A 25,514-nucleotide genomic window follows, 5' to 3' on the forward strand; every position below is an offset into this window, starting at 1 on the left:
GTGTAACATGAGTAAGCTTAGACATAAAATGGGTCATCCTTCCATGCAGTATGCATGGAAGGATGACCCATTTCGTTAAATTTTATTCATTTCCTTAACTTGATGGCTATGGCCTCATAATGGCTGGTTTTTTCGTTTACTGAAATATTTGAGGGAACTGCTTTACTATTCCTTCAGTAAGCGCATCCGCCATTTCTAAGGCTTCCTTCTCAATTTTGTCATACAATTTCACACTTGATTGATAATCTTTCTTTAGCATGGATACTGCTTCAGATTTAGTCAATGCTAGATGCTCATAAAACATTTTCCTGAATTTTTCTTTAGGTATATAAGGATTTATACTGCTTAAGAACTCAACAATTTCGTCTCCATTGGCGTACCATTTTTTTTCTGCGATTGATGCAGCGTGTTGATCGCCGGCCTTTGCTGCCTTGACAAGGTCTGCGGCAATTACTAAATGATCTTTTATCAAATTACTATATTTTGTCGCTGCATTTTGACCATAGAAAGGTTTGAGTAAATTCCCCATATCTGGAGCGTTTTGAAGGAGCCGTGTAATAGTAACGTTAACATCTGGTAAATTAAAAATAATGCTAATGATAGCCAGTCTTGTCCAAGCGACATGCTGTTCCCATAGTGAGCGCATATAACTTTTCAAATCAACTTCATTTTTACTGATATGGTTATGTCGTGCCATTGAAAACGCATATTGTGGATCCCAACTTACATAAGGTATATCATATGTGAAATAATTGGGTTGCCAATAAGGGTACATAATGATTACACTCCTTTGAACATATATATTTCACGATATGATAAACTTCATTTTTAAGTTCTGTGTCCAAGTGCGGGATAAAAAAAGAACGCTCATTAGTTGGCGTCCTTTTTATCTTCTATAATGATTTCTTCAATCTCATATGTTCGTATAAAGTGAAACTGCCATCAGTGAGGGTTTTTCTTCATTCCCCCACTGATGGAAAGCTCTCACCAATCGGGCTCTTACTGCCCTAAAGTAGCGGGATAAAATCATCTTCTGAAATCACCGTAAAACCATGTCGTCTAAATAATGCGGTGGTAACGCCGTAACCATCTTGTTTTTGGCCATTAAATTCCCCTGTGTAAATGACGGAACTTCCGCATGATGGACTGCGTTCTTTTAGGATCATATACTCTGGGTTTAAATCTTTGATTTGATCTAATGCTTTGTAAGCACCCGCAATAAAGATTTCTGTCACGTCATTTCCGCTGCGATCTATAACCTTCGCATTTCCATCTAGCACATCATCCCCGTTGCCTCCAATGATTTCAGCAGGCATGCGAGGCGTTGGTAATCCGCCTAATACTTCCGGACAAATAAGAATTGTTTCTTCTTTTTCAAGTAGTTCTTGAATCTTTGCGATGGGATTATCGTTTCCGTCATAACGACAAGCAATTCCAGCTAAACACGCACTAATGACAATCATGTCTTCACCTCATTTGGAAGAATTTATTTCCATCATACAATAAATTTTCCCGCCAATTGTATAGATTTACTTTTATTTATAAATGGGGTGATATATATGAGTAAATTGTATTTATTAATGAAGGAACATAGTGAATTTCAAAATAAAGAAGAATTTAATACATATCAGCAGCAAATTTTGATGCAGTATCAAAATCAGATCAACAAAACGGATTTCCTTGTAATTTGTTTGCTAGGAAGATATGCGATTAATGAAAAACAAAAAACAGTTGGCGTTGCATGTCCGTTAATGGAAACGATCGCTCTGAAAATAGAAAAAGGTATTCGAACTGTGCGCCGTTCTGTCGCGAAGCTTGAACAACTCGGGATTATTAAGCGTGTGTTTACGAAAGAAAGACATAAGCGAGGCGGATATAGTGCCAATTTGTATGTTTTTTGTAAACACGCAGCTGACCGCATGAGTGACCGTATGCAAATGACCGCATGTGAAAATGGCGAAAGTGCAGGAGACCGTAAGAAGGAACTGTTAAATGAGACCGCGGAAACTAGTGTTTATGAAAACAATTTAAAGATACAACAGAAAACAAAAACGTATGACATGGATGCAACGTATTGTCGTCATGATATACCACAGCGATTTATAAATGCAATTGTGCCCATGTCACAAAATCCACAAACAATTAATTTTGCTTGGAGTAAAGTGGAACTCGCTTACAAAAAGAGCGAGTTGTTCGAGGTAGGGTTGTTGTGGGAACAACTTATGAAGCATGATGATATACAAATACAAGTCATTCGGCGGACAAAAAGTGTTGTCAGAGCGTATAAGTGCGGTGAGATTCGCAAAGATTTTGGGGCGCTTTTATATAGTACGATGCGGGAGTTATTTCTAGATGTCGAATTAGAGTGGGGGGCGGCAGCGAGAAGGAACGGCGGGATTGTTTTATATAATCCATTTGAAAGGGAAAAAAGAAAAGAGTCATGCTTATGGAGCATAACTCCTTTCTTTTAATCAAATTTCCGTACAGTTGGAACGCGGATCGCGATAAAGAGTACAAAGACAATGACAGCAACTGCACCGCTTGTCATAACTGTAACAATAGGTATTCCAGCTGCTAAGGCAAGTGATGTAACTGCATAAGAAATAGGGATAAAGCCCATCGATGATAGCATAAGTAAGCTCATAACGCGGCCCATCATTTCTTCTTTCACAGTCGATTGAATCATGGCCATTAACGGCACAATTGCCATTGCGATTGTAATGCCGTAAAAGCAGCCTGAAAGTAGTGCTTGCCAAAGTGTTGTACTGAAATTAATAGACAAGAAGAAAACACCTGACAGCAGCATCATAATAATGCAAAATAACCCGCGGCGGCGACTAATATTTCGAAGTCCAACGATAACAGCGCCAATGGCCATCCCGCCGCCAACGGCTGCCTCTAAATAACTAAATTGTAAAGAATCACCGTGCAATACATTTTTAACAAATAGCGGAAACCCAACTTGCATCGGCCCGATTAAAAATAAATTCAAAAAGGCGCTGCAGATAAGAAATGTTGATAAAAATGAAGATTCTTTCACATAAAGAATGCCTTCTTTAATAGATGTAAACATGCCCTTATTTTCATGTTTATCTTCTTGACCTACACTGGAGTGAACTTTTTGAATCAGTATAGCAGCGATAATTAATAATAAAATCGTTATTGTAAAGATTGTCTCATAATTACTGAATTTGATCAGTATCCCGCCAAGGACAGGACCGAGAATAACTGATGCCTGGTTCGTCATTTGTGTAAGTGAATTTGCTTGTGTAAGACGACGTTTCGCTACAAGCTCAGGTAAGATAGAACCATCAGCTGACCAGAAAAAGGCATCGGCTAAGCCAAAGAAAAGTGCAAATAAAGCAAATGTGTATAGTGTGACGTGACCAATAATAAACCAAATAAGGATGATAGTGACAAGAAACGCCCGAACAATATTAGAATAAAACATGATATTCTTTTTCGGGAATTTGTCTGCAACAGCTCCGCCAATAATCATGAAAATGAGGCGCGGAACACTAAGAGCCACAAAGACAACACCGAGTGATGCTTCTAAATTTAATGTTTTTGCTATGTACCACGTTTGGGAAAATGTAAAAAATGCTAAGGCAAAGCTTGAAAATAGAGTGGCCGCCCAAAGAAATAGGAAGTTTGTATTTTTTAATAAAGGCATTTCCGTTTCTTCTAGAACAAGTTTACTTTTCTGTAATTCCTCCATATGAATTCCTTTCTGTCATATGTCTTTTTATCTTTGTTAACAGTTTCTAATTTTTCTATACAGATACTTTTTTATTGTATTCAAAAAAGTAGAATTTGCCCAGCGGATTTTTCATGTTGAAAAAGGAAAAACCACCAAACGTCTCTTATGTGAGATATGGGGTGGTTGTGTTTTTAGCTTTGGGAACCTTTCTTTAATTAATTGAAAGAAGTTATCCTTTAAGTACTTGAATTCCTTTTACCATATTCCAAATAAAGTAGTATAGGCTAAGTAGGGCACAAATGCATACGACAATCACTGCGCTAAGGGCAAGTGTCTCATCTGGTTGATTAAAACCAACACCCATAACTCCTAATACTGCAAGCCCTATAAAGATAGCGATGCTCGGAAGAATATGTGTCCATAGAGCGCGTTTAGCATGAGTTCTTGTTTCATAATCGCCTACAATCCAAACGATTATCGGGAACAAGATAGGTGCAAAGAGAACACTAAAGTAAGAAAGCGAAGATAATATTTTATTTCCATTCATATATATCACCTCATAAAGTTGTGTTTGTTTGTTGTTTATCCCGCTATTTGTAGGCAGTAATACTCCCACCTCAAAATTCGGCGAAAGCATTGTCCAGCTCTAGCGGCTAGAATCTCCGGTCGTTTCGCCCCCTCGGACGAGGCAGAAAGCGCCTCTCCGCCCTGTGCGTGGGCGTCCTGCGATTCTGAACGAGCCGCTTCCGCCTTTCTTAAGAAGTTAGGTGGGAGATAAACTGCCCGTAAAAGCCCGATTGGGCGGGCTTTCCATCAGTGGGGGATGAAGAAAACCCCCACTGATGGAAGTTTCACTTTATACGTTAATTATGTAGGAGAACATATGGACTCGCTATCGACGAATCTTACAGAAACATAACAGTTTTGTAAGATTTGTCGATATGTAATGTAAGGATTTTTTTGGAGTTAGATGTTATATTCGTATATTTATTAAAAATATATATATATATGAAAAAGACACAGCAGTTACTGTGTCTTTTTTGGTATTAAGCAAGTGCAATATAAATATCAACTTGAGCATCATTTGGATCGAAAGCACGTTCATCATACAGCTCGAAGTCCGTTGTAAACGCACGTTTATTTTCTTTTGACCAGTTCCAAATAACTTGCCATGTTTCTGCGATGATTTCGGATAGTGGCCCTCTGCGTGTTGTAAATACGGCGTATGTAGCAGCTGGGATAGTGAATGATGTCATGTTTTCTGGTGTATCAATGACAGTGGAAACAGGAATACCAATTGTAAACGTATAGCGACCTGTTTCATCGGATTCATAGTTGGAATACAATGCGAGCGTTTCTGTTTGTGTCGCCTTGTTTGGAATTTGGTTGGTGATTTGTTCTTGGAAGAATTGATTCCATAGATGAGGAATTTTTCCGTCGCCCGACATTTCCACTTCATTGTTTGTAGTAATAGAAATACCAATAGCGTGAAAAGCTTCTTTTTTTACAATTGTAGGTTGAATCATCGTATCATCCTCTCTTTTTAACGGGAACAAACGTTCTTGTTAATTGTACCATAATTATACAGTGTGAGGATAGAGGATTGTGTGCCGAACATCGTCGAAGGCTCTTTAAATTGCGTTGAACCGCCGATATATTGTCGGGCACATAAAAAAGAGGCTGATTCCAAAGGTACATCTTTGGAATCAGCCTCTTTCTATTAAAACATACTAGAACTATGCATTGGTTGCAGCTTCGCATTTGGATCGAAGTACGCTTTTGCATTGTTTACTGCTGTTGGTGCTTCGCCAAAGCCGCATGCGATTAGTTTTACTTTTCCTTCATATGTGCAAATATCACCAGCTGCGTAAATGCCAGGGATGTTTGTTCCCATTTTAGAATTTACAATGATGCTGTTTTTTTGGATGTCTAATCCCCAATCTTTAATTGGACCAAGGGAAGAGACGAATCCGTAATTGACGATGACATCATCAACATCAATGACAACTTTCTCTTCTGTTTTCACATGTTGAAGGACAACTTGTTCAATTTTCTCTTCACCGATCAGTTCAACTGGAACGTATGGTGTTTTTACTTGTGCGCGCGAGTTCATTAACGTTTCGACGCTATGCTCATGTGCGCGGAATTTATCACGGCGGTGAACGATTGTTACTTCTTCTGCGATTGGCTCTAACATCATTGTCCAGTCTACAGCAGAATCTCCGCCACCAAAGACGACAACGCGTTTGCCGGCAAATTTATTCATATCATCAACGAAATAGTGTAAGTTTGCTTTTTCGAATTTCTCTGTGCCTTCTAATTCTAAGCGACGTGGCTGGAATGCGCCGTTTCCAGCTGTAATGATGACGGACTTAGAATAGTGTGTTTCTTTATTTGTTACAAGTTTGAACACGCCATCTTCTTGTTTTTCTAACGTTTGTACAGCTTCTTCTAAGCAAATGGTTGGTTCGAACTTGTTCATTTGTTCTTTTAAGTTGTTAATAAGTTCTTGTGCACGAATTTTTGGAAAACCTGCGATATCATATATGTACTTTTCAGGATACAATGCGGATAATTGACCGCCGAGTTGTGGCAAGCTTTCGATAATTTTTACGCTTGCTTGTCTCATACCGCCATAAAAAGCTGTGAATAATCCAGTTGGGCCTCCACCAATAATAGTGATGTCGTATACCTTTTGATTTTCTGTCACTGTTTACTCCCCCTATAATTAGGAAATTTTTCGTGCTTCTCCTATATATACACTCGTATGTATGTTATACGAAACTTCCATGAGCGGAGTGCAAGCGCACTCAAGACAAATGATATCATATTTTATAAAAAAAAACCGTAGTAAACGATTGGATTGTGTATGCGCCTTGTATAGATTTGTTATACAAAGAAGAAAATAACCAATAAGTAAAGGATGTAATGTTTGGTAATTATGTGTATTTTTTCGTAATTTTAATATATATAAGACATAACAGAAAGCGAAAGAATCCGGTAAAAAGCTTTATACGCTTAGCAAATAAGTGAATGTCGAAAACCTTAAAAAGACTACGTTATTTTAAAATATTGATAATTCTACAAGTGCTTGAAAAGTAAAGAGAAAACGACTAATATAGGAAAGTGAATGTATTAATTTTTTATGACAAATTTCGTAACATTTTTCAAACTTGTTTTTGGTTTTGTTAAGAATGTGAGGAATTTTACATTCTTGGCATTTTATTTGTTTTAGCACTATTTTTATTATTTTTAACTATCTATATAAAGAAGAGGGTTGTGATTAGGGTGAAGAAGCCAAAAATCGTAGTTCTAGGCGCAGGTTATGGCGGAATGATTACTACTGTTCGTCTGCAAAAAACATTATCTGTAAGTGAAGCTGAAATCACATTAGTAAATAACAACAGCTATCATTATCAAGCAACTTGGTTACATGAAAGTGCAGCTGGTACGTTGCATCACGACAAAGTTCGTTTAGATATTAAAGATGTAATCGACACAAACAAAGTAAACTTCGTACAAGACACAGTTGTAGAAATTAAAGCAGCTGAAAAGCGTGTTATCTTAAAAAATAGCGAGCTAGAGTATGATTATTTAGTAATCGGTCTTGGTTTCGAGTCTGAAACGTTTGGAATTAAAGGGTTAAAAGAGCATGCATTCTCTATCGCTAACATTAATGCAACTCGTCAAATTCGTGATCATATGGAGTACATGTTCTCTCTATATGCTTCAGAAAAACGCGATGAATTAGTTACAATCGTTGTTGGCGGTGCTGGATTCACAGGTATCGAGTATGTAGGTGAGCTTGCAAACCGTATTCCTGAGCTTTGCAAAGAGTATGATGTGCCTCGCGAAAAAGCGCGTATCGTTTGTGTTGAAGCTGCTCCAACAGCACTTCCTGGTTTCGATCCAGAGCTAGTTGAGTACGCTGTAAAACAATTAGAGAAAAAAGGTGTAGAGTTCCGCATCGGTACAGCAATTAAAGAAGCAACTGAAGAAGGTATTATTGTTGCAAACGGCGACGATGTAGAATTACTAAAATCTGCAACTGTAGTTTGGGCTGCAGGTGTACGCGGTAACGGTATTGTAGAAGAGTCTGGCTTTGAAGCAATGCGCGGCCGTGTAAAAGTGGATGAGTACATGCACGCTCCAGGTCATGAAGAAGTATTCATGGTTGGTGATGCAGCGTTAATTATTAACGAAGAAATTAACCGTCCATACCCACCAACAGCACAAATCGCAATTCAACAAGGTTACAACATTGCACATAACTTAGCTGTTCTAGTTCGTGGTAAAGGCGAAGTGCAGAAGTTTGTATTCGATAACAAAGGTTCTGTATGTTCATTAGGCCATGACGATGCAATGGGCGTTGTAATGGGCAAAAAATTAACTGGCTGGAAAGCTTCATTCATGAAGAAAGTAATCGATAACCGTTACTTATTCATGCTTGGCGGACCTTTATTAGTTCTTAAAAAAGGTAAGTTAAAATTATTTTAATTTGTAATTCAAAACAGAAACAGCTATTGGCTATCGGTTGTTTCTGTTTTTTTTGTTGCTTTTATTTTACTGAATATTGCAAAATAAATAAAGTTCTTTTTACAAAGAGAGCGCATTTCACCTCGTTCTCCTTTTGAAATCTTTATAGTATAATGAAAGAAAAGAATGAATATTCTGTTCATTTTATCGGAAGGAGTTTCTAATAATGAGTAAACGTGGGAAGGTGTGGTTAGCGGTAAGCGGTCTTGTCATAACGTCAGATGGAAGATGGCTTGTCGTTAAGAAAAAATATAGTGGATTAAAAGGAAAATGGTCATTGCCTGCTGGTTTTGTCAATGAAGGAGAAACAATCGATCAAGCAGTGCAGCGTGAAGTGTTAGAGGAGACAGGAATTGCTACGAGTGTGAAAGGAATAATGAGTGTACGATCGGGTGTAATACAGGGTGAGATTAGTGACAATATGATTATTTTTCTTTTAGAACCAAAAGGAGAAGACATTATCATTCAGGAGCGAGAATTGTCTGAAGGAGCATTCTTATTTCCAAAAGATATGGCACATGATGAAAATGCTTCCGTGTTAATACAGTATTTATTAGAAGCAATGCCAGCTCCGCTTTTACAAATGGACGGAACGTTAAAACCAGGAGAGCAATTTGGTTATACAACATATAACGTTTTTGTAGGAAATACAGAAAATAAATAAGAAGGGATGGAAATAATGAGCATACCCGTTTTATTAATTTCTATGATGTTATTCTTAGTTTTATTTTTTGGAATTGGTTTTTTATTAAATATGATTTTACGAGCAACATGGGTCACGGTTGTCGTATATCCGCTTATTTGTGTGTGTATTATTGATAAAGTTGATTTTTTAGATTATTTTGTAAAGCCGAAAGAGGCGTTCGCTTCATTAGGAACAAGCTTTCTTCACCTTGGACAAGCTGATATTATGATTTTATCAACTGGCTTAGTTGGTGCCGCTTTATCTGGTATTGTGATCAAATCATTACGGCAACGTGGATATCAAATGTTTTAAAGCTCCTTTTTAGGAGCTTTTTTCATGAATATTTCCTTCATCAGTTGGGGCACAATAACGATGAAGGAGTGTGGAAAACGAAAATGATAAAACGATATAGCATTCGCATGATAATGATTTGCTTATTTATAGCTGCATTATGTGTAACTTGGCAAGCTATGTCAGGAATCTCTCTTTCTGAAATGATTGATATGTATAAGAAAAGTGAAGTGAGAGTAGTACACGCAGCTGAACAAAATAAGCAGGTGATTCCAAGTGCCGAAGTTATTCGTGCTTTAGAGAATGCAAAAGATTGGTCAAAGTATCGCCAGGTGGAAGTTACTGCCACAGGATATACAGCTGGTATGGAGTCAACAGGAAAAACAAAAGGGCATCCTGAGTACGGGATTACATATTCTGGGGTGAAAGTAAAGCGGGATATATATTCAACAATCGCAGCTGACCTTCGCGTATTTCCGATTGGGACAATTCTGTTCGTTCCTGGATATGGCTACGGTGTTGTGGCGGATAAAGGCGGTGCAATTCAAGGAAGCCGCCTTGATTTATATTATGAAACGGTGCGAGATGTATATAAGCAATGGGGAAAGAAAAAATTGAATATTTACGTTGTGAAAATAGGGAATGGAAAACTTACAGAACAGGACTTAACGCTTTTAAATGAAGACGAAACAATGCAAGTATTTCGCGGACAATATTTCAAGCAACGATAGTCTAGACGCTTATAGCGCTAGACTTTTTTCGTTTGTTATCATAAAGTGAAACTTTAATCAGTGGGGGGTATCCCCCACTGATTATTAGTTGAACCAATCGGGCTTTTATGGGCAGTTTATCTCCCACCTAACTTCTTTGATTTTGCCAAAATTTGAGGTGGGAGTATTACTGCCCGTTAATGCGGGATAAAGTGAAATGGAGAAGAAAAACGCAGAAAAGGGAGAGAAGTGATGGAAGATTATCCTTTAGCGTATTATGAGTTTTTTATAAAGTATAATGAAGGTGATTATTATACGTGCCATGACTTATTAGAAGAAATGTGGCTCGAAGATCGAGGGAATTTGTTTTTAAAAGGTTTATTGCAAATGACAGTCGCACAGTATCATTATAGCTACGGAAATATAAAGGGGGCACGGATCATGATGGAAGTAGCTGAAGTGTATTTAACTCCGTATTGCCCGATTTATTGGAATTTGAATGTTGAAAAAGTCGTACACTTCATTCAAACGTGTTGTAAAATGTTACCGAGAGAGGTAAATCGAATTTCATATGAGGAAATTCAGGATTTGCCGCAGCTTCCGCAATTCATTTTATACATGGAAGAAGTTTGAATTATCGCATTTTCTCAAAAATAAGGATATAATAGGGACAGAAAAAACAGGGGGTGCTAGCATGTTTCAAGTGCAAAAAGAGTTAGTAAGTCATGAAGCGGTAGTTGTTGCTTTATTTGAAGATGAGGTAATGAGCAGTTTTGTGAAAGAATTAAATCAAGCGTTTGATGGGCATTTACAGGTATTACTAGATGAAAAGGAAATTTCTCCAAAGAAAAAAGTCATTTCTAAATTACATAGTTTAGGAAAAACAAATGCAAAGCGTTATTACTTTGTTGGCCTTGGAAAAAAAGAAAGATATACGACAGAAACACTGCGAGGTGCGCTCGGAAAGTTAGCAAAAACATTACAAAGTGCGAAAGTGAAAAACGTTGCATTTATGTTAGATTCATTCGTTACAGATAAAATGGACGCTATTGATGTTGCGCATATTGCAGCAGAAACATACTTCCTTGGCACATATGAGCTATTAACATATAAAACAGATAAAAAAGAAGCGCATCAATTAGAAAGCTTTGTTGTGATTACAAAGGAAGATCCACAAGAAATTGAAGCTGCATTAACAGTTGGTTATGTACACGGACGTGCTACAAACTCTGCGCGTACGCTTGTGAATATGCCGCCAAATATGTTAACGGCAACAGCTTTAGCTGATTATGCGGTTGAACTAGCAGAAAAGTACGATATGGATTATAAAGTTCTTGAGAAAGAAGAAATGGAAGAGCTTGGAATGGGTGCTCTGCTTGCGGTAAACCAAGGTTCTACAGAGCCGCCAAAAATGATTGCTCTTTTATATAAAGGTAAAGAAGAGTGGACAGATGTAATTGGGTTAGTTGGTAAAGGAATTACATACGATACAGGTGGGTATTCTCTAAAACCGCGCGAAAGTATGGTTGGCATGAAAGGTGATATGGGCGGTGCGGCAGCTGTTCTTGGTGCAATGGAAATTATCGGTGAACTTCGCCCAGAGCAAAACGTAGTGGCTGTTATTCCTTCTACAGACAATATGGTGAGCGGCACTGCATTTAAACCAGATGATGTGATTACATCGATGAGCGGTAAAACGATTGAAGTATTAAATACAGACGCAGAAGGCCGCTTAGCGTTAGCTGACGGTATTACGTATGCGAAGAAGCTTGGGGCAAATTATCTTGTTGATGTTGCGACATTAACAGGTGGTGTTATTGTTGCTCTTGGAAATCATACAACGGGTGCTATGACAAATAACGAAGCATTTTATGAGCAAGTGCTAGAAGCAGCGATGGAAACAGATGAGCCAATTTGGCAATTACCGATTTTTGAACGCGATAAAGAGCGTGTTCGAAATAGTCAGTTAGCAGATTTAAATAACTCGCCAGGACGTGATGGTCATGCGATTATGGCAGGTGTATTCCTTGGAGAATTTGCAGAAAAAACACCTTGGGTGCATTTAGACATCGCGGGAACATCTGATACAAAGAGCGCACATGACTTAGGGCCAAGCGGAGGAACAGGAGCAATGGCACGTACATTGGCAACACTTGTTGAAAGCTTTGGAAATGAAGAGTAAGTGAGGGAAGAGGCTGTTCCGAAGGGTCGTTGAATAATGACCTTTTGGAGACGGCTTCTTTTTTTTACCTTTATATGGATGGTGAATCGTGATATTGTAGAAACATCCTCCTGATTTAGCCCTGTATTTGTGGCTCTTTTACTACTTGATTCAGGATTGTACTCCGTTTTCTCAAATTATATGCAGCACAAATAAGACCTCATCCCACCGTATTTTTGTAAAAAAAGGATTTGATATAGATGGAGATGGGGGGAGCGTCTTGCCAAAAGATACTTTAAAGTCTGACGTTACCGTGGAATATTAATTCTAATTAAAAGGAGTCTATTATGAAAAAAATATATACAGTAGTGCTTATAATTTTTATTGTAACTATTACTTATTTTTTGATAAATAAGACTGATAATTCTGTTAACGTCAATAAAAACGATGCTTCAGCATTTGAAAATATTGGTCTTCTGTATATGAAGCCAGGCATACTTCATAATAGCGAATTTGTATTTATTAAAGATCCTGAAAATGTTACTTCTACTAAATTAGAAGGAACAGATTATTATTTTGAGGAAACGATTAAAAACAAGGATCAATTTGTATTACCTTCCAAAACACAAGGAAAACGTGCATATATTGATAAAAATAATAATGCACAAATAAAGAAAGAAGAAAATGGGATTTCAGCTATTTATGAAGATGACAACATAATAATCAAAGGGTTAAATGATGATTTACAAAATTCAACTTTAGTTATTAAAGATAAAGAAGATAAAAATGTTAATCATCGTATTCAAGTAAACGGTTATATTACACAAATCCATTATGATTCCTCAAAAAGAATAGTATATGCCACGAGCGATTGGATTACCGAAGACAAAAAGAACGTTATTTATACAGTTAATATAGAAAATGGAGAATTAAATACGTATCATTTGGAAGCGCCCGGACACCCTCGAAATTTTATTACAACTAATAATGATGAATTGATACTAAGTTCTGAATCTAAATTAACCATTTTCAATAAAAACACATTATCTTCCAGATATATTCATTTACCCTATACTTATACACGAGCAATTCTTGAATATAAAGATTCGTATTTTGTAGTATTTGTCGAAGGTAACATTATAGAGTACGATAAAAATTTTAATGTAGTAAAAGAATACGTGAATCCAGATTCATCTCGTATAACAAAGGCTACAATTATAGATAAACATTTATATACTTTATCACCTGGAAGTTTTACTGAAAGTGGGAAAGATATAATGTATGCTTTTAATTTAGAGAAAAACATGAAAGTTAGTAAAATAATTTTACCTAAGAAAAAAGCTTTTGCAGTTGACTTTAAAATAATAAATTAAATCAAGGGGTTGTCTGAAAAATCCATTTTTAAAAAATGCCCCCAAATTAAAACCCCAAGAATGTTGATTTAACAGCATTCTTGGGGTTTCCTTTTTTATATTTCGGATTAAATACTACTTTTGTGACTTTAATGTGTGTCAATGTTTTTCCTCGATAAATAGGAATTAAATGTTGTAAAAAAATAAAAAATATTGAGGGAAGCATAATTTTTTTCATATAATGAGACTATGCTGATTGAGAGGAGAAAACAACATGGAATGGAAAAATGAATATGAACGCTGGATTTCCTTTGCAGATTTAGATGCAGAGCTAAAGCAGCAACTAGAAGAAATGAAAAGTGATGAAAAGAAAATTGAAGATAGTTTTTATAAAAATTTAGAATTTGGTACAGGCGGTATGCGCGGGGAACTAGGTGCCGGCACAAATCGTTTAAATGTGTACACTGTTCGCAAGGCGACGGAAGGTTTAGCTCGTTTCATTGAAAAGCAAGGTGAAGAAGCAAAAGCACGAGGCGTTGTTGTTGCATACGATTCTCGTCATAAGTCTCCGGAGTTTGCAATGGAAGTAGCAGCAACATTAGGTGCTCACGGTATTAAAACATATGTATTTGAAAGTCTGCGCCCAACACCAGAATTGTCATTTGCGGTGCGTTATTTACATACGTATAGTGGAATTGTTCTTACAGCAAGCCATAACCCGCCGGAATATAATGGTTATAAAGTGTACGGAGATGATGGTGGACAATTGCCTCCAAAAGAAGCAGATGAGTTAATTCATTATGTAAATCATGTAAGTGATGAATTGACAGTAGAGGTTGCTGATGTAGAGCAATTGAAACAAAATGGTCTTTTACAGATCATCGGTCAAGAAGTTGATGATGCATATTTAGAACAATTAAAAACAGTTATTCTTAATAAAGAGCTTGTGAAGGAAATTGGACAAGATTTAAAGATTGTCTTCTCACCTTTGCATGGAACGTCTAATATTCCGGCTCGCCGCGGATTAGAAGCAGTTGGATTTAAAAATGTAACTGTTGTAAAAGAACAAGAACAGCCAGATCCAAACTTCACAACAGTAAAATCACCAAATCCAGAAGAACATGCTGCGTTTGAATTGGCAATTCGATACGGTGAAGAAATTGATGCAGATGTATTAATTGCAACAGATCCAGATGCTGATCGTCTTGGTGTAGCAGTTCGCAATCATGATGGTGAGTATCAAGTGTTAACAGGAAACCAAACAGGTGCTTTAATGCTGGATTACTTATTATCACAAAAGAAAGAACAAGGTATTTTACCGGCGAACGGTGTTGTATTAAAAACAATCGTTACATCTGAATTAGGACGTACAATCGCAAAATCTTACGGACTTGATACAATCGATACGTTAACTGGCTTTAAATTTATCGGTGAAAAGATTAAGCAATATGAAGCGAGCGGAGAATATGAGTTCCAGTTCGGTTATGAAGAAAGCTACGGTTATTTAATTCGCCCGTTCTGCCGTGATAAAGATGCAGTACAATCTGTATTATTTGCATGTGAAGTTGCCGCATATTATAAAGCGCAAGGCAAAACATTATATGATGGTTTACTTGAAGTATTTGAAAAGTACGGATACTTCCGTGAAGGACTTGTTTCCTTAACGTTAAAAGGAAAAGACGGAGCAGAGCAAATTCAAAATATGATGACATCGTTCCGTGAAAATAGACCGACAGAAGTGGCTGGTTTAGAAGTAACGATTGCAGAAGATTATAAAGCAAGCGTTAGAACAAAAGTGAAAGAAAATGTAACAGAAGAAATTGAATTACCAAAATCAAATGTATTAAAGTATTATTTGGCAGATGGATCTTGGTTCTGCCTACGCCCATCTGGAACAGAGCCAAAGATTAAGTTTTACTTCGGTGTACAAGGAGATTCCTTGCAGCGTAGTGAAGAGAAGCTTGAAGCGATTAAAGAAGATATTATGAATCGTCTTTAATATGACTAAAGAGGGGATATTCCCCTCTTTTTTTATGTCTTTATATAAAGACGGAAAATGTTAGATAAGCATGAAATTTTTCTTGTTTTGTGATAAAATTTTGTTTCGTGTGGGTAAGTATACGCTTTCAAAACAGGGGTTTGTGTAAGAAATGAAAGTTTCATTTTCTATTTAGGTTTTAATTCATAAAAAGAGAGTTGAGTGTATGAAAGTATCTACTAAAAATTATGTGTTTTTACATGCAGCCTTTTTTTTATACTCTATCATAATGGTGTATATGAAATGGGCGGCAAAATTTTCAGTTACTTCAATTAGTTTTTTCGTGGCTTACATGGGACTTATTATTCTGTTGTTTGGATATGCAATTATTTGGCAGCAAGTAATTAAACATTTTGAAATATCTAAAGCGTATTCACATCGAGGGATTATTATTTTATGGGGGCTTCTATGGTCCGTAGTGTTTTTTGGGGATGTTATAAAATGGAATAATTTGCTAGGTGCAGCTATCATTATAATTGGAATTGTTGTGGTGACAAGAGATGAATAAATTTGTACTGCTATATATTTTTGGAGTTATTTTGGCGAACTATTCCCAAATTTTATTAAAAAAAGCAACGTTAGCTGTCTATGATACGAAGTGGAAAGAATATGTGAATCGTTATGTAATTATTGGATATTCTTTATTTGTAATAAACGCGGGTTTAAATGTGATTGCATTGAAAGGTGTTCCGTTAAAGCAAGCACCTGTTTTAGAATCGCTTAGTTACGTTGTTATTTTAGTATTCAGTTGGTATTTTCTTGGCGAGAAAATCACGAAAAGAAAAGTAATAGGAAATATGATTATCATTATAGGAATTGCTGTGTTTTGTATACAGTGAGAAGAGTGTATTTCTAAAATAAGTAGTGTTAATGTAAGAAAAATAATATAAATGGAGTGTTATGTTGTATGATAAATAGGAAAAAGATATTTTTGTCTTTTTTTGTAGTTTTTTGTGCAGTTTTTTATGTATTCCTGACGGGACCTCTTCATACTGTAAACAAAAGTCTTGCTTATAGCAATTATAAAATGATTGATTTAGCCGAGGGCGATGAATTACGACAAGAGTTTCGTTTTGCTGGAGAAAACCCGCAGTATGTGTTATTACCTCTTACAAGCGAAAGTTATCATAAAAATGCACTATTAGAGTATGAACTTTCAGTAAAAGGAAGAGTAGTGAGTAAAGAGACAATCGATTTGAAACAATGGGGTGGAGAAGGCTATATTAAAGATCCTCATTTTAAAAGTAGTATCATAGTTCCTGTTGCAAAAGATCTAGATAATGATATTGTCTTAAAAGTGAAAATAGTGAAAGCGGAGAATGGTGAAAAAATTTCTATTCGTACTGGGACATCATTATCATCAGATGGAAAATTGATTGTTAATGGTAAAGAAGATAAAGGACAAGCAGTAGCAGCTAAAGTATTATACGATCAACTAGATTGGCTAAAAATTAGACAAGCTACAATTACCGCATTCGTTACCTTAGTTGTTTTGGCTTTAATTGGGAAAAATACAATTAAGAATTTTATTGTTGTGGTCGGAGCAATGGGGATTATGTTTAGTTTTAATAATCCGCTCTTTGAAGCAACTGATGAGAATTTTCATTTTGCAAAAGCTTATGATATTAGTTTAGGGAACCTTCTATCTACTAAACAAGGCGATAAAGTAGGCGTTAACTTGCCAGAAAATATAGAAGACATGCCAAGGCCGAATCAATTTGAGACAACTTATGGATTGCTTGCACCTGGCGAAAGATATGATCGGGCTAAGAGCGAGGCTTGGGATACGTATACCTTTGCAAATAAAACAAAATTTGTCGAGCAACCGACAACGGCTGTTTATACACCAATTCCATATATTCCACAAGCGCTGGGTTTGTTTATTGCCCATATATTAGGTTTAAAAGCTTTTACTGCTTTAATGTTGGGAAGGATTTTTAATTTAATTGTTTATATCGCTTTGACTGTAAAGGCGATAAAAATAATTCCAAGATTAAAAAATACGCTAGCATTTTTAGCTTCATTTCCATTATTTGTATCATTGAGTGCGTCGTTTTCTGCTGATGCAATATTGATGGGATTGAGTTACTTATTCCTTGCTATTATGTTACAGAAAATGATGTGTTCAGAAAATAATACGTTACGAGTTAAGGATTTTATTATTCCGACTGTGTTATTAATGCTTATCGTATTGTGTAAATTTACGTACTGGCCATTATCTTTCTTAATATTTACATTTTGGGGAAGAAGATTATTCCATACGAAAATGCAAGGCATTATCTCTTTCTTTATGCTGGCGGGTATACCGGGCTTAATCATGAGTTTTTGGAATTTATTTGTGATGAAGTTTGTTGGAACAATTAATCCAAATCCTAAAATTAATCCAGTTGAGCAATTGAAATTCATGCTTGGACATCCAGTTGAAGCTATGAAAACATTCTTTGGCACGTTTGAAAGTGGAATGAGTATGTGGCTGAATATGTTAAATGAAGTTGGATGGGTAACGCATTTAATGAGTGGTATTGTAATTATTAGTTTGGTTGGGCTTGTTATGACGGCAATCTTTGATTATACAGGAGATAAGTTTAAATTACGCAACTTCGATTATGGGATTTTTATTTTAACAAGCATAAGTATAATTGGCCTCGTTATGTTAAGTTTATATTTAACTTGGTCTGAAGTTGGTGCAGATGCCATAAGTGGGCTACAAGGAAGATATTTCTTACCTATTTTACCAATTATATTGTTCATTCTTAATGAAAAAATGAATGTGAAACAGTATTCGGAATTAACGGCACAAAGATCAGCGCAGTTAGCATGTTGTATGTTGTTGTATGCAAATGTTTTTATGTTAGGTTATTTTTATTAAAATTAATGGAGTGAGGGATTACGTTTGTTTAAAAAGAAGCTCATTATTATTCCTGCTTATAATGAATCAACGAATTTAATTCATGTTGTAGAGGATATAAAAACGAATGCACCAGATTTTGACTACGTTATTATTAATGACTGTTCAAAGGATGATACAGAGCAAATCTGTAAAGAGAATAATTTTAACTATGTCAGTTTGCCAATTAATTTAGGAATCGGTGGGGCGATGCAAACGGGGTATAAATATGCGCAGCGCTACGGTTATGATATTGCAGTACAATTTGATGGTGATGGTCAACATGATGCTGCTTATTTAGGTGTTCTTCTTGAGACGATGCAAGAGAAGCAAGCAGATATGGTCATTGGTTCGCGTTTTATTAATAAAGAGGGCTTTCAATCTTCCTTTACACGAAGATTAGGAATTCGTTTCTTTGAAAAGTTAATTAAAGTTGTATCTGGAAAAACAATCACGGATGCTACTTCTGGTTTTAGAATGGTGAATCGCAATATTATTAATGAGTTTTGTGATTATTATCCAAAAGATTATCCAGAACCAGAAAGTATTGTTTCTGTATTAAGAAATGATTATAAAATAGAGGAAGCACCTGTACTTATGCGAGAGAGAATTGGTGGCACATCTTCGATTGTAAATTACAAAGCAATTTATTATATGGTTAAAGTGACACTTGCGATTACAATCGATAGATTAAAACCTAAACGAAAGGAGATTGTTTCATGACAATTCGCCTTCAAATATTAATTATTTTAGGTGTATTAGCAGGGTTAGTTATTTTTACAAACTTAGTACGTAAAGAGAAATTAGACCTGAAGTATGTACTAACATGGTTTGGCGTTTTAGTGGGTATTCTCATCATTGGAATCTTTCCAAAAACGATTAATGTTGTATCGGATATATTAGGCGTTGCAACGCCAATTAATGCACTGTTTTTTTTAGGATTTGTATTTGTAACATGTGTATTGTTCTTTTTAACGATTGTTGTTTCAAGGTCGTCTGCTCGTATTAAAGAGTTGACCCAAATCGTAGCGATTCATCAGCATGAAAATGAAAAAGTGAAGAAACAGTTGGATAACTATTATAAAGAAGAAAAGCAAAAAATGACTATGTAATGAAGTGAAATTCTCATCAGAACGCTTTCTCCACTGATCGTTAGTTGAACGAATCGGACTCTAACAGGAAACCTAACTTTTGGGATTTTTGAGGACTTATTGTCTATTAGAGTAGGAGAAAGAAAACGAAGAGGAGTGAACTTTGCATTCACTCCTTTTAACTCATTTATATATCCCATTTTCATTTTTCGATATATAAGTCACGTCTATGCATGGCCAGATGCTCTTGCCCGCCTGAAAAGAAAGAGGGATTTATGCCAATTTTTTAATTTGTATTTATATAGTTGAATATAAAGTAGGAATATTATAGTTATGGGTGGCTTTTATATAATAATCTATTAGGTCTTCTTCATTTTCTTACTATTTAAGTGGATTTTTCCTTTGGAAAAGTCTGGTGTATTTTTATTTTATTGAAGTAAAAAAATGAAGAAGTACAGGCATGAGTATATGGTAACGCTAGAATAAAGCATGTTGCGTTTTTAGATATTACAGGAAGCAAAGTGACAAATAAAGGACAACTATAAAGTAACCTTGACGAATAAAGAAGCAATCATGTAGAATTTGTAGGAAGTGTCATTTTCGATAAGGGAAAAACAACATGTAAGAAAACTGTAATATGACACTTAGATTAATAGATATATAATATAGAAGTTGCGTTTTTTCTATAAGAAATGTCTTGTCAAGGAATAAAATGTATTCAATAAATATATTTTGACGGGGCAAATTAAAAAATATATATTTGTATAAATGCGCATATAGACCAACAAAGAAAGAGGTTATAAGCATGAAAAGAGTAAGAAAAGCTATTATTCCTGCTGCTGGTCTTGGAACACGTTTCTTACCAGCAACGAAGGCAATGCCAAAAGAAATGTTACCGATTGTTGATAAACCAACAATTCAATATATCGTTGAAGAAGCTGTTGCTGCAGGTATTGAAGATATTATTATTGTTACAGGTAAAGGAAAACGTGCAATTGAAGACCACTTCGATAATGCCTTTGAATTAGAGCAAAATTTATTAGAGAAGAAAAAGTATGAGCTACTTGAAAGAGTGCAAGCTTCTTCTAAAATGGTTGATATTCACTATATCCGTCAAAAAGAACCAAAAGGTTTAGGGCATGCAGTATGGTGCGCACGCAAATTCATTGGTGATGAGCCGTTTGCTGTATTACTTGGAGACGATATTGTACAAGCAGAAAAACCTTGCTTAAAACAGTTAATCGATGAGTATGAAAAAACATTGTCATCCGTAATTGGTGTGCAAACAGTTCCGGAAAATGAAACACATCGTTACGGTATTATTGATCCATTAGAAAAAGATGGCCGTCGCTATCAAGTAAAACAATTTGTTGAGAAACCAGCACAAGGTACAGCACCTTCAAATTTAGCGATTATGGGTCGTTATATATTAACACCAGAAATTTTCCGTTTCCTAGAAGAGCAACATATCGGTGCGGGCGGTGAAATTCAATTAACGGATGCAATTCAAAATCTAAATGAGATTCAACGCGTATTCGCTTACGATTTTGAAGGAAAACGTTATGATGTTGGTGAGAAGCTTGGCTTTATTCAAACAACAATTGAAATGGCGCTGCAACATGACGAATTAAAAGAAGATTTACTACAAATTATGCAAAGCCTTGTGAAAGAACAAGGAGAAGCGATTAAAAACTAATTTTTAATAGATGTGCAAGATTAGACATAGTGAATTGGAGAAAGAGGTATTCTAAGGAAAACATCCAATTTACTATGTCTAATCTGTGCTTATAAATTGTTCTTTACTTGGAAAATTTGAAAAAGAAAGGGGTACCTTCTTTGAAGACCATTACAATTTTAGTGCCGGCCTACAATGAAGAAGAAGTGTTAGATCAGTTGTATAGTCGGTTAACAGGAGTAATTGAGTCGGTGCCAAATTACGACTTTGAGATTTTGTTTGTGAATGATGGAAGTAAAGATAATACATTAGATATCATTAAGGAGTTTCGAGTACGCGATAAACGCATTTCTTATGTAGATTTATCTCGTAACTTTGGAAAAGAAACAGCGATGATTGCTGGACTGGATCATGCAATGGGAGATGCAGTTATCATTATTGATGCTGATCTACAAGACCCGCCGGAATTAATTCCGGAAATGATTCAATATTGGGAGCAAGGCTATGATGATATTTATGCAAAAAGACGTTCTCGTGCAGGGGAATCTTGGGCGAAAAAATGGACAGCTGGAAAATTCTATAGCCTCTTAAAGAAAACAACAAGAATCCCGATTCAAGAAAATACAGGAGATTTCCGCTTACTGGATAGACGCTGCGTGGAAGCATTAAAGAAAATTCGCGAAACACAGCGTTATACAAAAGGAATGTTCAGTTGGATTGGATACAATAAGAAAGAAATTTTATTCGACCGCGATCCACGTGCAGCTGGTGAAACGAAATGGAACTACTTTAAGCTAATCGATTTAGCAATTGAAGGAATCACATCCTTTACAACGGCTCCATTACGTCTTGCATCCTTCTTCGGATTCACCGTATCATTTGGTGCATTTTGTTACATGCTTTGGATTATTATTAAGACGCTTATTCATGGGGAATCTGTAAGCGGATATCCATCTATGATGACAGCGATTTTATTCCTTGGCGGTGTCCAATTAATTGCAATTGGAATTATCGGTGAATATTTAGGGCGTATCTTTAACGAAACGAAAAATCGTCCACTATACTTTGTAGATGAGTATAATGATGATAAAGTAACAAATTTGGATGAAAAGCCGACAGCAAAGTTATATCGCGTAGAAGATCATAAAGTAAAATCAAATCGTTAGGAGATTAAAAACGTGAATAGCAAAACGAAAGAAATCTTTAACTATTTGCTTTTTGGCGGTTTAACGACGCTGGTTAATATTGTCACATATTTTGTTTGTGCAACTTTATCGGGAATGGATTTCAAAGTTGCCACGACAATTGCATGGATTGTATCTGTGTTGTTTGCGTATATTACAAATAAAAAGTATGTATTTAACAGCCAACAAACGAGCTTTTCTCAGGTAATGAAAGAGTTTTTCTATTTTATGGGCTTTCGCGTCTTATCGTATTTCATCGATCTCTTCTCCATGATTGCATTAGTGGAATGGTTAGGTATCAATGATTTAGTATCTAAAATTATCGCGAATGTTATTGTTGTAGTTGTTAACTATTTTGCAAGTAAATATATAATTTTTAAAAAGAAGGTCGAAGTGAAACAAGGCCAAAATGCATAAAAATAAATAGCTGGGCTTTATGCCGGCTATTGTTTTTTATACATATATTTTTGAACTCAGAGTGATATGGAGGAGTATAATGCAACAACTGTTGGATTTATTTAAGAAAAAGAAATTTTTATATGCATTAGCTTTTTTCCTTCCGTTTTCTATTTATGCTGTAATGTTTATACTGATTGGTATTGCTCCATTTGGACAAAAGTCAATTCTTATTACTGATTTGCACACACAGTATGTACAGTTTTACACATATTTATATGATGTTATGAAAAATGGAAAAAGCATTTTTTATAGTTGGGAAGGCGGAATGGGACTAAATTTTCTTGGCGTATTTGCCTACTATTTAGCAAGCCCGTTTTCTATTTTAATTTTCTTTTTTGATCGTGCTCATATTCCAGAAGCAATTATGATTATGACATTATTGAAAGTTGGATTAGCTGGTGTGACAATGACGCATTATTTAAGTCATATGATGAAGCGTCGTGAGATTACAATCGCATTATTCTCAACTTTTTATGCATTAATGTCATTTGTAACAGTGTATTCTTTCTGCGTTATGTGGCTGGATGCGATTTATTTGCTTCCGCTCATTATGCTTGGAATTGAGAAGTTGTTGACGACTAAAAAATACGGATTGTTTATTTTTAGTTTAGCTCTTACGTTTATTACAAACTTCTATATTTCCTATATGGTAGGTATCTTTACATTTATTTACTTTGTGGCACGTTTCTGTGTTCTTTATGATGTTCGTAATGTAAAGCAATTTATGCAAAAGTTTGTATGGTTCTGCATTGGAACAGGTTTAGCAGCTGGAATGTCAGCATTTATTACGGTGCCGACGTATTTGGACTTAAAGAGCAACTTTGCGGAACGTACGAAACTTCCGTTTTCTACAGCGTTTAATTTTGATCCATTTGACTTTTATAGTCGCTTCTTTAATGGAATTGTCGATACAACGGTTAATGGAATGCCAAACGTGTATGCTGGTGTATTAACACTATTACTTGTTCCATTGTTCTTCGTAACAAAGAAAATTTCATTAAAAGAAAAAATTGTGTATGGGGCAGTGATGCTGTTTTTAGTTCTTTCTTTTGAACTACCATTTTTAAATATCGCTTGGCATGGCTTTGAGCCGCCAACAAATTTCCCGTATCGTTATTCGTTTGTATTGTCATTTTTACTTATTTATGTGGCTGTTCGAACGTTTATGGTATTTGGAGAAGAATTATTACCGGCATTGAAAAAGATTGTTTTCTTTAATCTATTTATGATTGTTTTACTTGGAAAAGTAGCACCTTCTTATATGCAATCCAACAAAATGATGGCAAACATCTTTTTCGTGGTTGTGTATGCGCTGTTACTATATGCAAAAGTTCGAGTGAAAAAGAACAAAGCGTTAGTATCTGTCGCATTGGTGGCTGTAGTCGGGCTAGATGCCGCACTTAACACAGTGTATATGATTAAGTTAATGGGTTATGAGTATGGCTACATTAATCGTCAAGAATATGCATCTCCATATCCGAGATATGAAGAAACGATTCAAAAGCTAGCTGAAAACGATAAAGGCCTATATCGCATGGAAACGACAATGGGAAGAACTTGGAATGATGCAATGCGCTTTGGATATAAAGGGCTTACTCATTTTAATTCTGTTGCAAATGGGCACTTAAATTTATATATGCAAGATTTAGGTTACGGTTATTTGGATGCATTAATTTTGCAAAATGGCAAAGGGATTGTTTCAACCGATGCCCTACTTGGTATGAAGTATATGATTTCGGATCTTCCAGTAAATAAATATGGTTTTGAAAAAGTTGACAGTATCGGAGATATTTCCGTATATGAGAATAAAAATGCCCTTCCGTTTGGGTATATGGTCAATAAAGATGAGTTTGATACAAAAGGAAAAGAGAAATTAAAGGTTGAAAAAACGAACTATACAAACTCATTTGAAGAGCAAAATAAACTAATGGGCAAGTTAAATGGACAAACTGTTAGCTATTATAAGCCGTTTGAACCAATTTCTGTTCAATATAATAACTTGGAAGTAGCAGACACAGAAAAAAGTAAAAAACAACTTGCTGCTGATAAGAAAAAAGCGGCTCTTACAAAACAAAAACCAATTGAATTGGTAAAACAGCAAGATGATAAAACAGCAAGTATTAAATACGTGTTTGACGTTAAAGGAAAACAACAATTATATACAAAATTACGCGTAGAACCAACTGGTGTAACAAAGGTTTACGTGAATGGAAAAACATTAGGTAAAACAATTGGTGAGGGACCAGACAGCGATTTATCTAGTTATCCAGAGTATTATTGGAACAATGGTATTCTTGACCTCGGCTCTTTTGAAAATGAAAAAGTAGAAGTAGAAGTGGAAGTGAAGGTAAGTCGTCATTCCATTGAATTAGATCAACAGTTGTTCTACGGACTTGATGTAGACACATTTGAAAAACGTGTGGACGAATTAAAGCAACAACCATTGAACGTAACTAACTATACTAGTCGCAGTGTTCAAGGAAAGATTGATGTAAAAAAAGATAATCTTCTGTTCTTATCTATCCCATATGATAAAGGATGGAAAGCAACGGTTGATGGAAAAAATGTGAAAGTACTGAAATTAAATGATGCATTTCTTGGAGTAGAACTACCAAAAGGCACACATACGATTGAATTGAAGTATACATCCCCAGGATTTGTAGTAGGAGCCATCGTTTCTGTTGTTAGCTTACTGGCAACAATTCTACTAGTAGTTATTCTGCGGAAGAAGAGGAAATAATGTAA

24 protein-coding genes are annotated in these 25,514 nt (G+C 35.7%); 18 read left to right on the forward strand and 6 right to left on the reverse strand.

Going from position 1 to position 25,514, the window contains the following annotated elements; genetic code table 11:
* Nucleotides 1–136 precede the first annotated feature (136 nt).
* Together MR076_RS21080 and MR076_RS21085 are read right to left on the reverse strand one after the other, a co-directional pair.
* Nucleotides 137–775, reverse strand: coding sequence for an acetylglutamate kinase (locus MR076_RS21080; protein ID WP_242223937.1), 639 nt, complete (start codon nucleotides 773–775; stop codon nucleotides 137–139).
* A gap of 232 nt (nucleotides 776–1,007) precedes the next feature.
* Nucleotides 1,008–1,463: a 2-thiouracil desulfurase family protein gene (locus MR076_RS21085; protein WP_242223938.1), complete on the reverse strand. Its 456-nt coding sequence runs from the start codon at nucleotides 1,461–1,463 to the stop codon at nucleotides 1,008–1,010.
* Nucleotides 1,464–1,559: 96 nt separating this feature from the next.
* On the opposite strand from MR076_RS21085, the gene MR076_RS21090 reads away from it, so the two are divergent.
* Complete coding sequence (locus MR076_RS21090; RefSeq protein WP_242223939.1) at nucleotides 1,560–2,471, forward strand: helix-turn-helix domain-containing protein; 912 nt, start codon at nucleotides 1,560–1,562, stop codon at nucleotides 2,469–2,471.
* Here MR076_RS21090 and MR076_RS21095 read toward each other — a convergent pair.
* The 4 genes from MR076_RS21095 to MR076_RS21110 all read right to left on the reverse strand — a co-directional run bounded on the left by MR076_RS21095 (nucleotide 2,468) and on the right by MR076_RS21110 (nucleotide 6,410).
* The gene (locus MR076_RS21095) at nucleotides 2,468–3,718 is read right to left on the reverse strand and encodes an MFS transporter (protein WP_242223940.1); all 1,251 of its coding nucleotides are present in this window, start codon (nucleotides 3,716–3,718) and stop codon (nucleotides 2,468–2,470) included. The two genes, MR076_RS21090 and MR076_RS21095, sit on opposite strands and share 4 nt — an antisense overlap.
* Before the next feature lie 211 nt (nucleotides 3,719–3,929).
* Complete coding sequence (locus MR076_RS21100) at nucleotides 3,930–4,247, reverse strand: magnetosome magnetite crystal formation protein family (RefSeq protein ID WP_242223941.1); 318 nt, start codon at nucleotides 4,245–4,247, stop codon at nucleotides 3,930–3,932.
* A gap of 499 nt (nucleotides 4,248–4,746) precedes the next feature.
* Nucleotides 4,747–5,226, reverse strand: a complete 480-nt coding sequence (locus MR076_RS21105) for a GyrI-like domain-containing protein (protein WP_242223942.1) — start codon at nucleotides 5,224–5,226, stop codon at nucleotides 4,747–4,749.
* Between the two features lie 194 nt (nucleotides 5,227–5,420).
* Nucleotides 5,421–6,410: an NAD(P)/FAD-dependent oxidoreductase gene (locus tag MR076_RS21110; RefSeq protein ID WP_242223943.1), complete on the reverse strand. Its 990-nt coding sequence runs from the start codon at nucleotides 6,408–6,410 to the stop codon at nucleotides 5,421–5,423.
* 578 nt (nucleotides 6,411–6,988) lie between these two features.
* On the opposite strand from MR076_RS21110, the gene MR076_RS21115 reads away from it, so the two are divergent.
* From MR076_RS21115 to MR076_RS21195, 17 genes are all read left to right on the forward strand, one after another.
* Nucleotides 6,989–8,197, forward strand: a complete 1,209-nt coding sequence (locus MR076_RS21115; protein WP_242223944.1) for an NAD(P)/FAD-dependent oxidoreductase — start codon at nucleotides 6,989–6,991, stop codon at nucleotides 8,195–8,197.
* Nucleotides 8,198–8,402: 205 nt separating this feature from the next.
* On the forward strand, nucleotides 8,403–8,900 hold the full coding sequence (locus MR076_RS21120) for an NUDIX hydrolase (RefSeq protein ID WP_242223945.1): 498 nt from the start codon (nucleotides 8,403–8,405) through the stop codon (nucleotides 8,898–8,900).
* Nucleotides 8,901–8,915: 15 nt separating this feature from the next.
* The gene (locus MR076_RS21125; protein WP_242223946.1) at nucleotides 8,916–9,233 is read left to right on the forward strand and encodes a YuiB family protein; all 318 of its coding nucleotides are present in this window, start codon (nucleotides 8,916–8,918) and stop codon (nucleotides 9,231–9,233) included.
* An 83-nt stretch (nucleotides 9,234–9,316) separates the two neighbouring features.
* Entirely contained in the window at nucleotides 9,317–9,943 is a 627-nt protein-coding gene (locus MR076_RS21130; protein WP_242223947.1) for a 3D domain-containing protein, read from the forward strand.
* 231 nt (nucleotides 9,944–10,174) lie between these two features.
* A complete protein-coding gene (locus tag MR076_RS21135; RefSeq protein ID WP_242223948.1) occupies nucleotides 10,175–10,555 on the forward strand; it encodes a DUF309 domain-containing protein in 381 nt (126 codons plus the stop codon).
* 61 nt (nucleotides 10,556–10,616) lie between these two features.
* A complete protein-coding gene (locus MR076_RS21140) occupies nucleotides 10,617–12,104 on the forward strand; it encodes a leucyl aminopeptidase (RefSeq protein WP_242223949.1) in 1,488 nt (495 codons plus the stop codon).
* Between the two features lie 326 nt (nucleotides 12,105–12,430).
* A complete protein-coding gene (locus tag MR076_RS21145; RefSeq protein WP_242223950.1) occupies nucleotides 12,431–13,456 on the forward strand; it encodes a hypothetical protein in 1,026 nt (341 codons plus the stop codon).
* Nucleotides 13,457–13,709: 253 nt separating this feature from the next.
* Nucleotides 13,710–15,434 carry a phospho-sugar mutase gene (locus tag MR076_RS21150; RefSeq protein WP_242223951.1) on the forward strand — a complete coding sequence of 575 codons (1,725 nt, stop codon included), beginning with the start codon at nucleotides 13,710–13,712 and terminating at the stop codon, nucleotides 15,432–15,434.
* Nucleotides 15,435–15,639: 205 nt separating this feature from the next.
* Complete coding sequence (locus tag MR076_RS21155; RefSeq protein WP_242223952.1) at nucleotides 15,640–15,981, forward strand: EamA family transporter; 342 nt, start codon at nucleotides 15,640–15,642, stop codon at nucleotides 15,979–15,981.
* Nucleotides 15,974–16,312, forward strand: a complete 339-nt coding sequence (locus tag MR076_RS21160) for an EamA family transporter (RefSeq protein ID WP_242223953.1) — start codon at nucleotides 15,974–15,976, stop codon at nucleotides 16,310–16,312. Before MR076_RS21155 ends, MR076_RS21160 begins: the two co-directional genes overlap by 8 nt.
* 92 nt (nucleotides 16,313–16,404) lie before the next feature.
* Nucleotides 16,405–18,342 (forward strand): DUF2142 domain-containing protein, encoded by a 1,938-nt coding sequence (locus MR076_RS21165; RefSeq protein ID WP_242223954.1) that lies wholly within the window; start codon nucleotides 16,405–16,407, stop codon nucleotides 18,340–18,342.
* A gap of 24 nt (nucleotides 18,343–18,366) precedes the next feature.
* Nucleotides 18,367–19,083 (forward strand): glycosyltransferase family 2 protein, encoded by a 717-nt coding sequence (locus MR076_RS21170; RefSeq protein WP_242223955.1) that lies wholly within the window; start codon nucleotides 18,367–18,369, stop codon nucleotides 19,081–19,083.
* Nucleotides 19,080–19,472 carry a DUF2304 domain-containing protein gene (locus tag MR076_RS21175; RefSeq protein ID WP_242223956.1) on the forward strand — a complete coding sequence of 131 codons (393 nt, stop codon included), beginning with the start codon at nucleotides 19,080–19,082 and terminating at the stop codon, nucleotides 19,470–19,472. Before MR076_RS21170 ends, MR076_RS21175 begins: the two co-directional genes overlap by 4 nt.
* A gap of 784 nt (nucleotides 19,473–20,256) precedes the next feature.
* Nucleotides 20,257–21,147, forward strand: coding sequence for a UTP--glucose-1-phosphate uridylyltransferase GalU (galU, locus tag MR076_RS21180; protein WP_242223957.1), 891 nt, complete (start codon nucleotides 20,257–20,259; stop codon nucleotides 21,145–21,147).
* Between the two features lie 140 nt (nucleotides 21,148–21,287).
* Nucleotides 21,288–22,292, forward strand: a complete 1,005-nt coding sequence (locus MR076_RS21185) for a glycosyltransferase family 2 protein (RefSeq protein ID WP_242223958.1) — start codon at nucleotides 21,288–21,290, stop codon at nucleotides 22,290–22,292.
* Between the two features lie 12 nt (nucleotides 22,293–22,304).
* On the forward strand, nucleotides 22,305–22,727 hold the full coding sequence (locus MR076_RS21190; RefSeq protein WP_242223959.1) for a GtrA family protein: 423 nt from the start codon (nucleotides 22,305–22,307) through the stop codon (nucleotides 22,725–22,727).
* A gap of 79 nt (nucleotides 22,728–22,806) precedes the next feature.
* Nucleotides 22,807–25,509, forward strand: coding sequence for a YfhO family protein (locus tag MR076_RS21195; RefSeq protein WP_242223960.1), 2,703 nt, complete (start codon nucleotides 22,807–22,809; stop codon nucleotides 25,507–25,509).
* Nucleotides 25,510–25,514 lie beyond the last annotated feature (5 nt).

Origin of the sequence: Bacillus cereus group sp. BfR-BA-01380, assembly GCF_022663535.1 — a bacterium.
GTDB lineage: Bacteria > Bacillota > Bacilli > Bacillales > Bacillaceae_G > Bacillus_A > Bacillus_A cereus_BB.

Excerpts from the sequence above, each read along its gene's own strand:
- MR076_RS21080 (WP_242223937.1), bottom strand. The coding sequence starts at position 775 with ATGTACCCTTATTGGCAACCCAATTATTTCACATATGATATACCTTAT.
- MR076_RS21085 (WP_242223938.1), bottom strand. The coding sequence starts at position 1,463 with ATGATTGTCATTAGTGCGTGTTTAGCTGGAATTGCTTGTCGTTATGAC.
- MR076_RS21090 (WP_242223939.1), top strand. The coding sequence starts at position 1,560 with ATGAGTAAATTGTATTTATTAATGAAGGAACATAGTGAATTTCAAAAT.
- MR076_RS21095 (WP_242223940.1), bottom strand. The coding sequence starts at position 3,718 with ATGGAGGAATTACAGAAAAGTAAACTTGTTCTAGAAGAAACGGAAATG.
- MR076_RS21100 (WP_242223941.1), bottom strand. The coding sequence starts at position 4,247 with ATGAATGGAAATAAAATATTATCTTCGCTTTCTTACTTTAGTGTTCTC.
- MR076_RS21105 (WP_242223942.1), bottom strand. The coding sequence starts at position 5,226 with ATGATTCAACCTACAATTGTAAAAAAAGAAGCTTTTCACGCTATTGGT.
- MR076_RS21120 (WP_242223945.1), top strand. The coding sequence starts at position 8,403 with ATGAGTAAACGTGGGAAGGTGTGGTTAGCGGTAAGCGGTCTTGTCATA.
- MR076_RS21125 (WP_242223946.1), top strand. The coding sequence starts at position 8,916 with ATGAGCATACCCGTTTTATTAATTTCTATGATGTTATTCTTAGTTTTA.
- MR076_RS21130 (WP_242223947.1), top strand. The coding sequence starts at position 9,317 with ATGATAAAACGATATAGCATTCGCATGATAATGATTTGCTTATTTATA.
- MR076_RS21135 (WP_242223948.1), top strand. The coding sequence starts at position 10,175 with ATGGAAGATTATCCTTTAGCGTATTATGAGTTTTTTATAAAGTATAAT.
- MR076_RS21140 (WP_242223949.1), top strand. The coding sequence starts at position 10,617 with ATGTTTCAAGTGCAAAAAGAGTTAGTAAGTCATGAAGCGGTAGTTGTT.
- MR076_RS21145 (WP_242223950.1), top strand. The coding sequence starts at position 12,431 with ATGAAAAAAATATATACAGTAGTGCTTATAATTTTTATTGTAACTATT.
- MR076_RS21150 (WP_242223951.1), top strand. The coding sequence starts at position 13,710 with ATGGAATGGAAAAATGAATATGAACGCTGGATTTCCTTTGCAGATTTA.
- MR076_RS21155 (WP_242223952.1), top strand. The coding sequence starts at position 15,640 with ATGAAAGTATCTACTAAAAATTATGTGTTTTTACATGCAGCCTTTTTT.
- MR076_RS21160 (WP_242223953.1), top strand. The coding sequence starts at position 15,974 with ATGAATAAATTTGTACTGCTATATATTTTTGGAGTTATTTTGGCGAAC.
- MR076_RS21175 (WP_242223956.1), top strand. The coding sequence starts at position 19,080 with ATGACAATTCGCCTTCAAATATTAATTATTTTAGGTGTATTAGCAGGG.
- galU (WP_242223957.1), top strand. The coding sequence starts at position 20,257 with ATGAAAAGAGTAAGAAAAGCTATTATTCCTGCTGCTGGTCTTGGAACA.
- MR076_RS21195 (WP_242223960.1), top strand. The coding sequence starts at position 22,807 with ATGCAACAACTGTTGGATTTATTTAAGAAAAAGAAATTTTTATATGCA.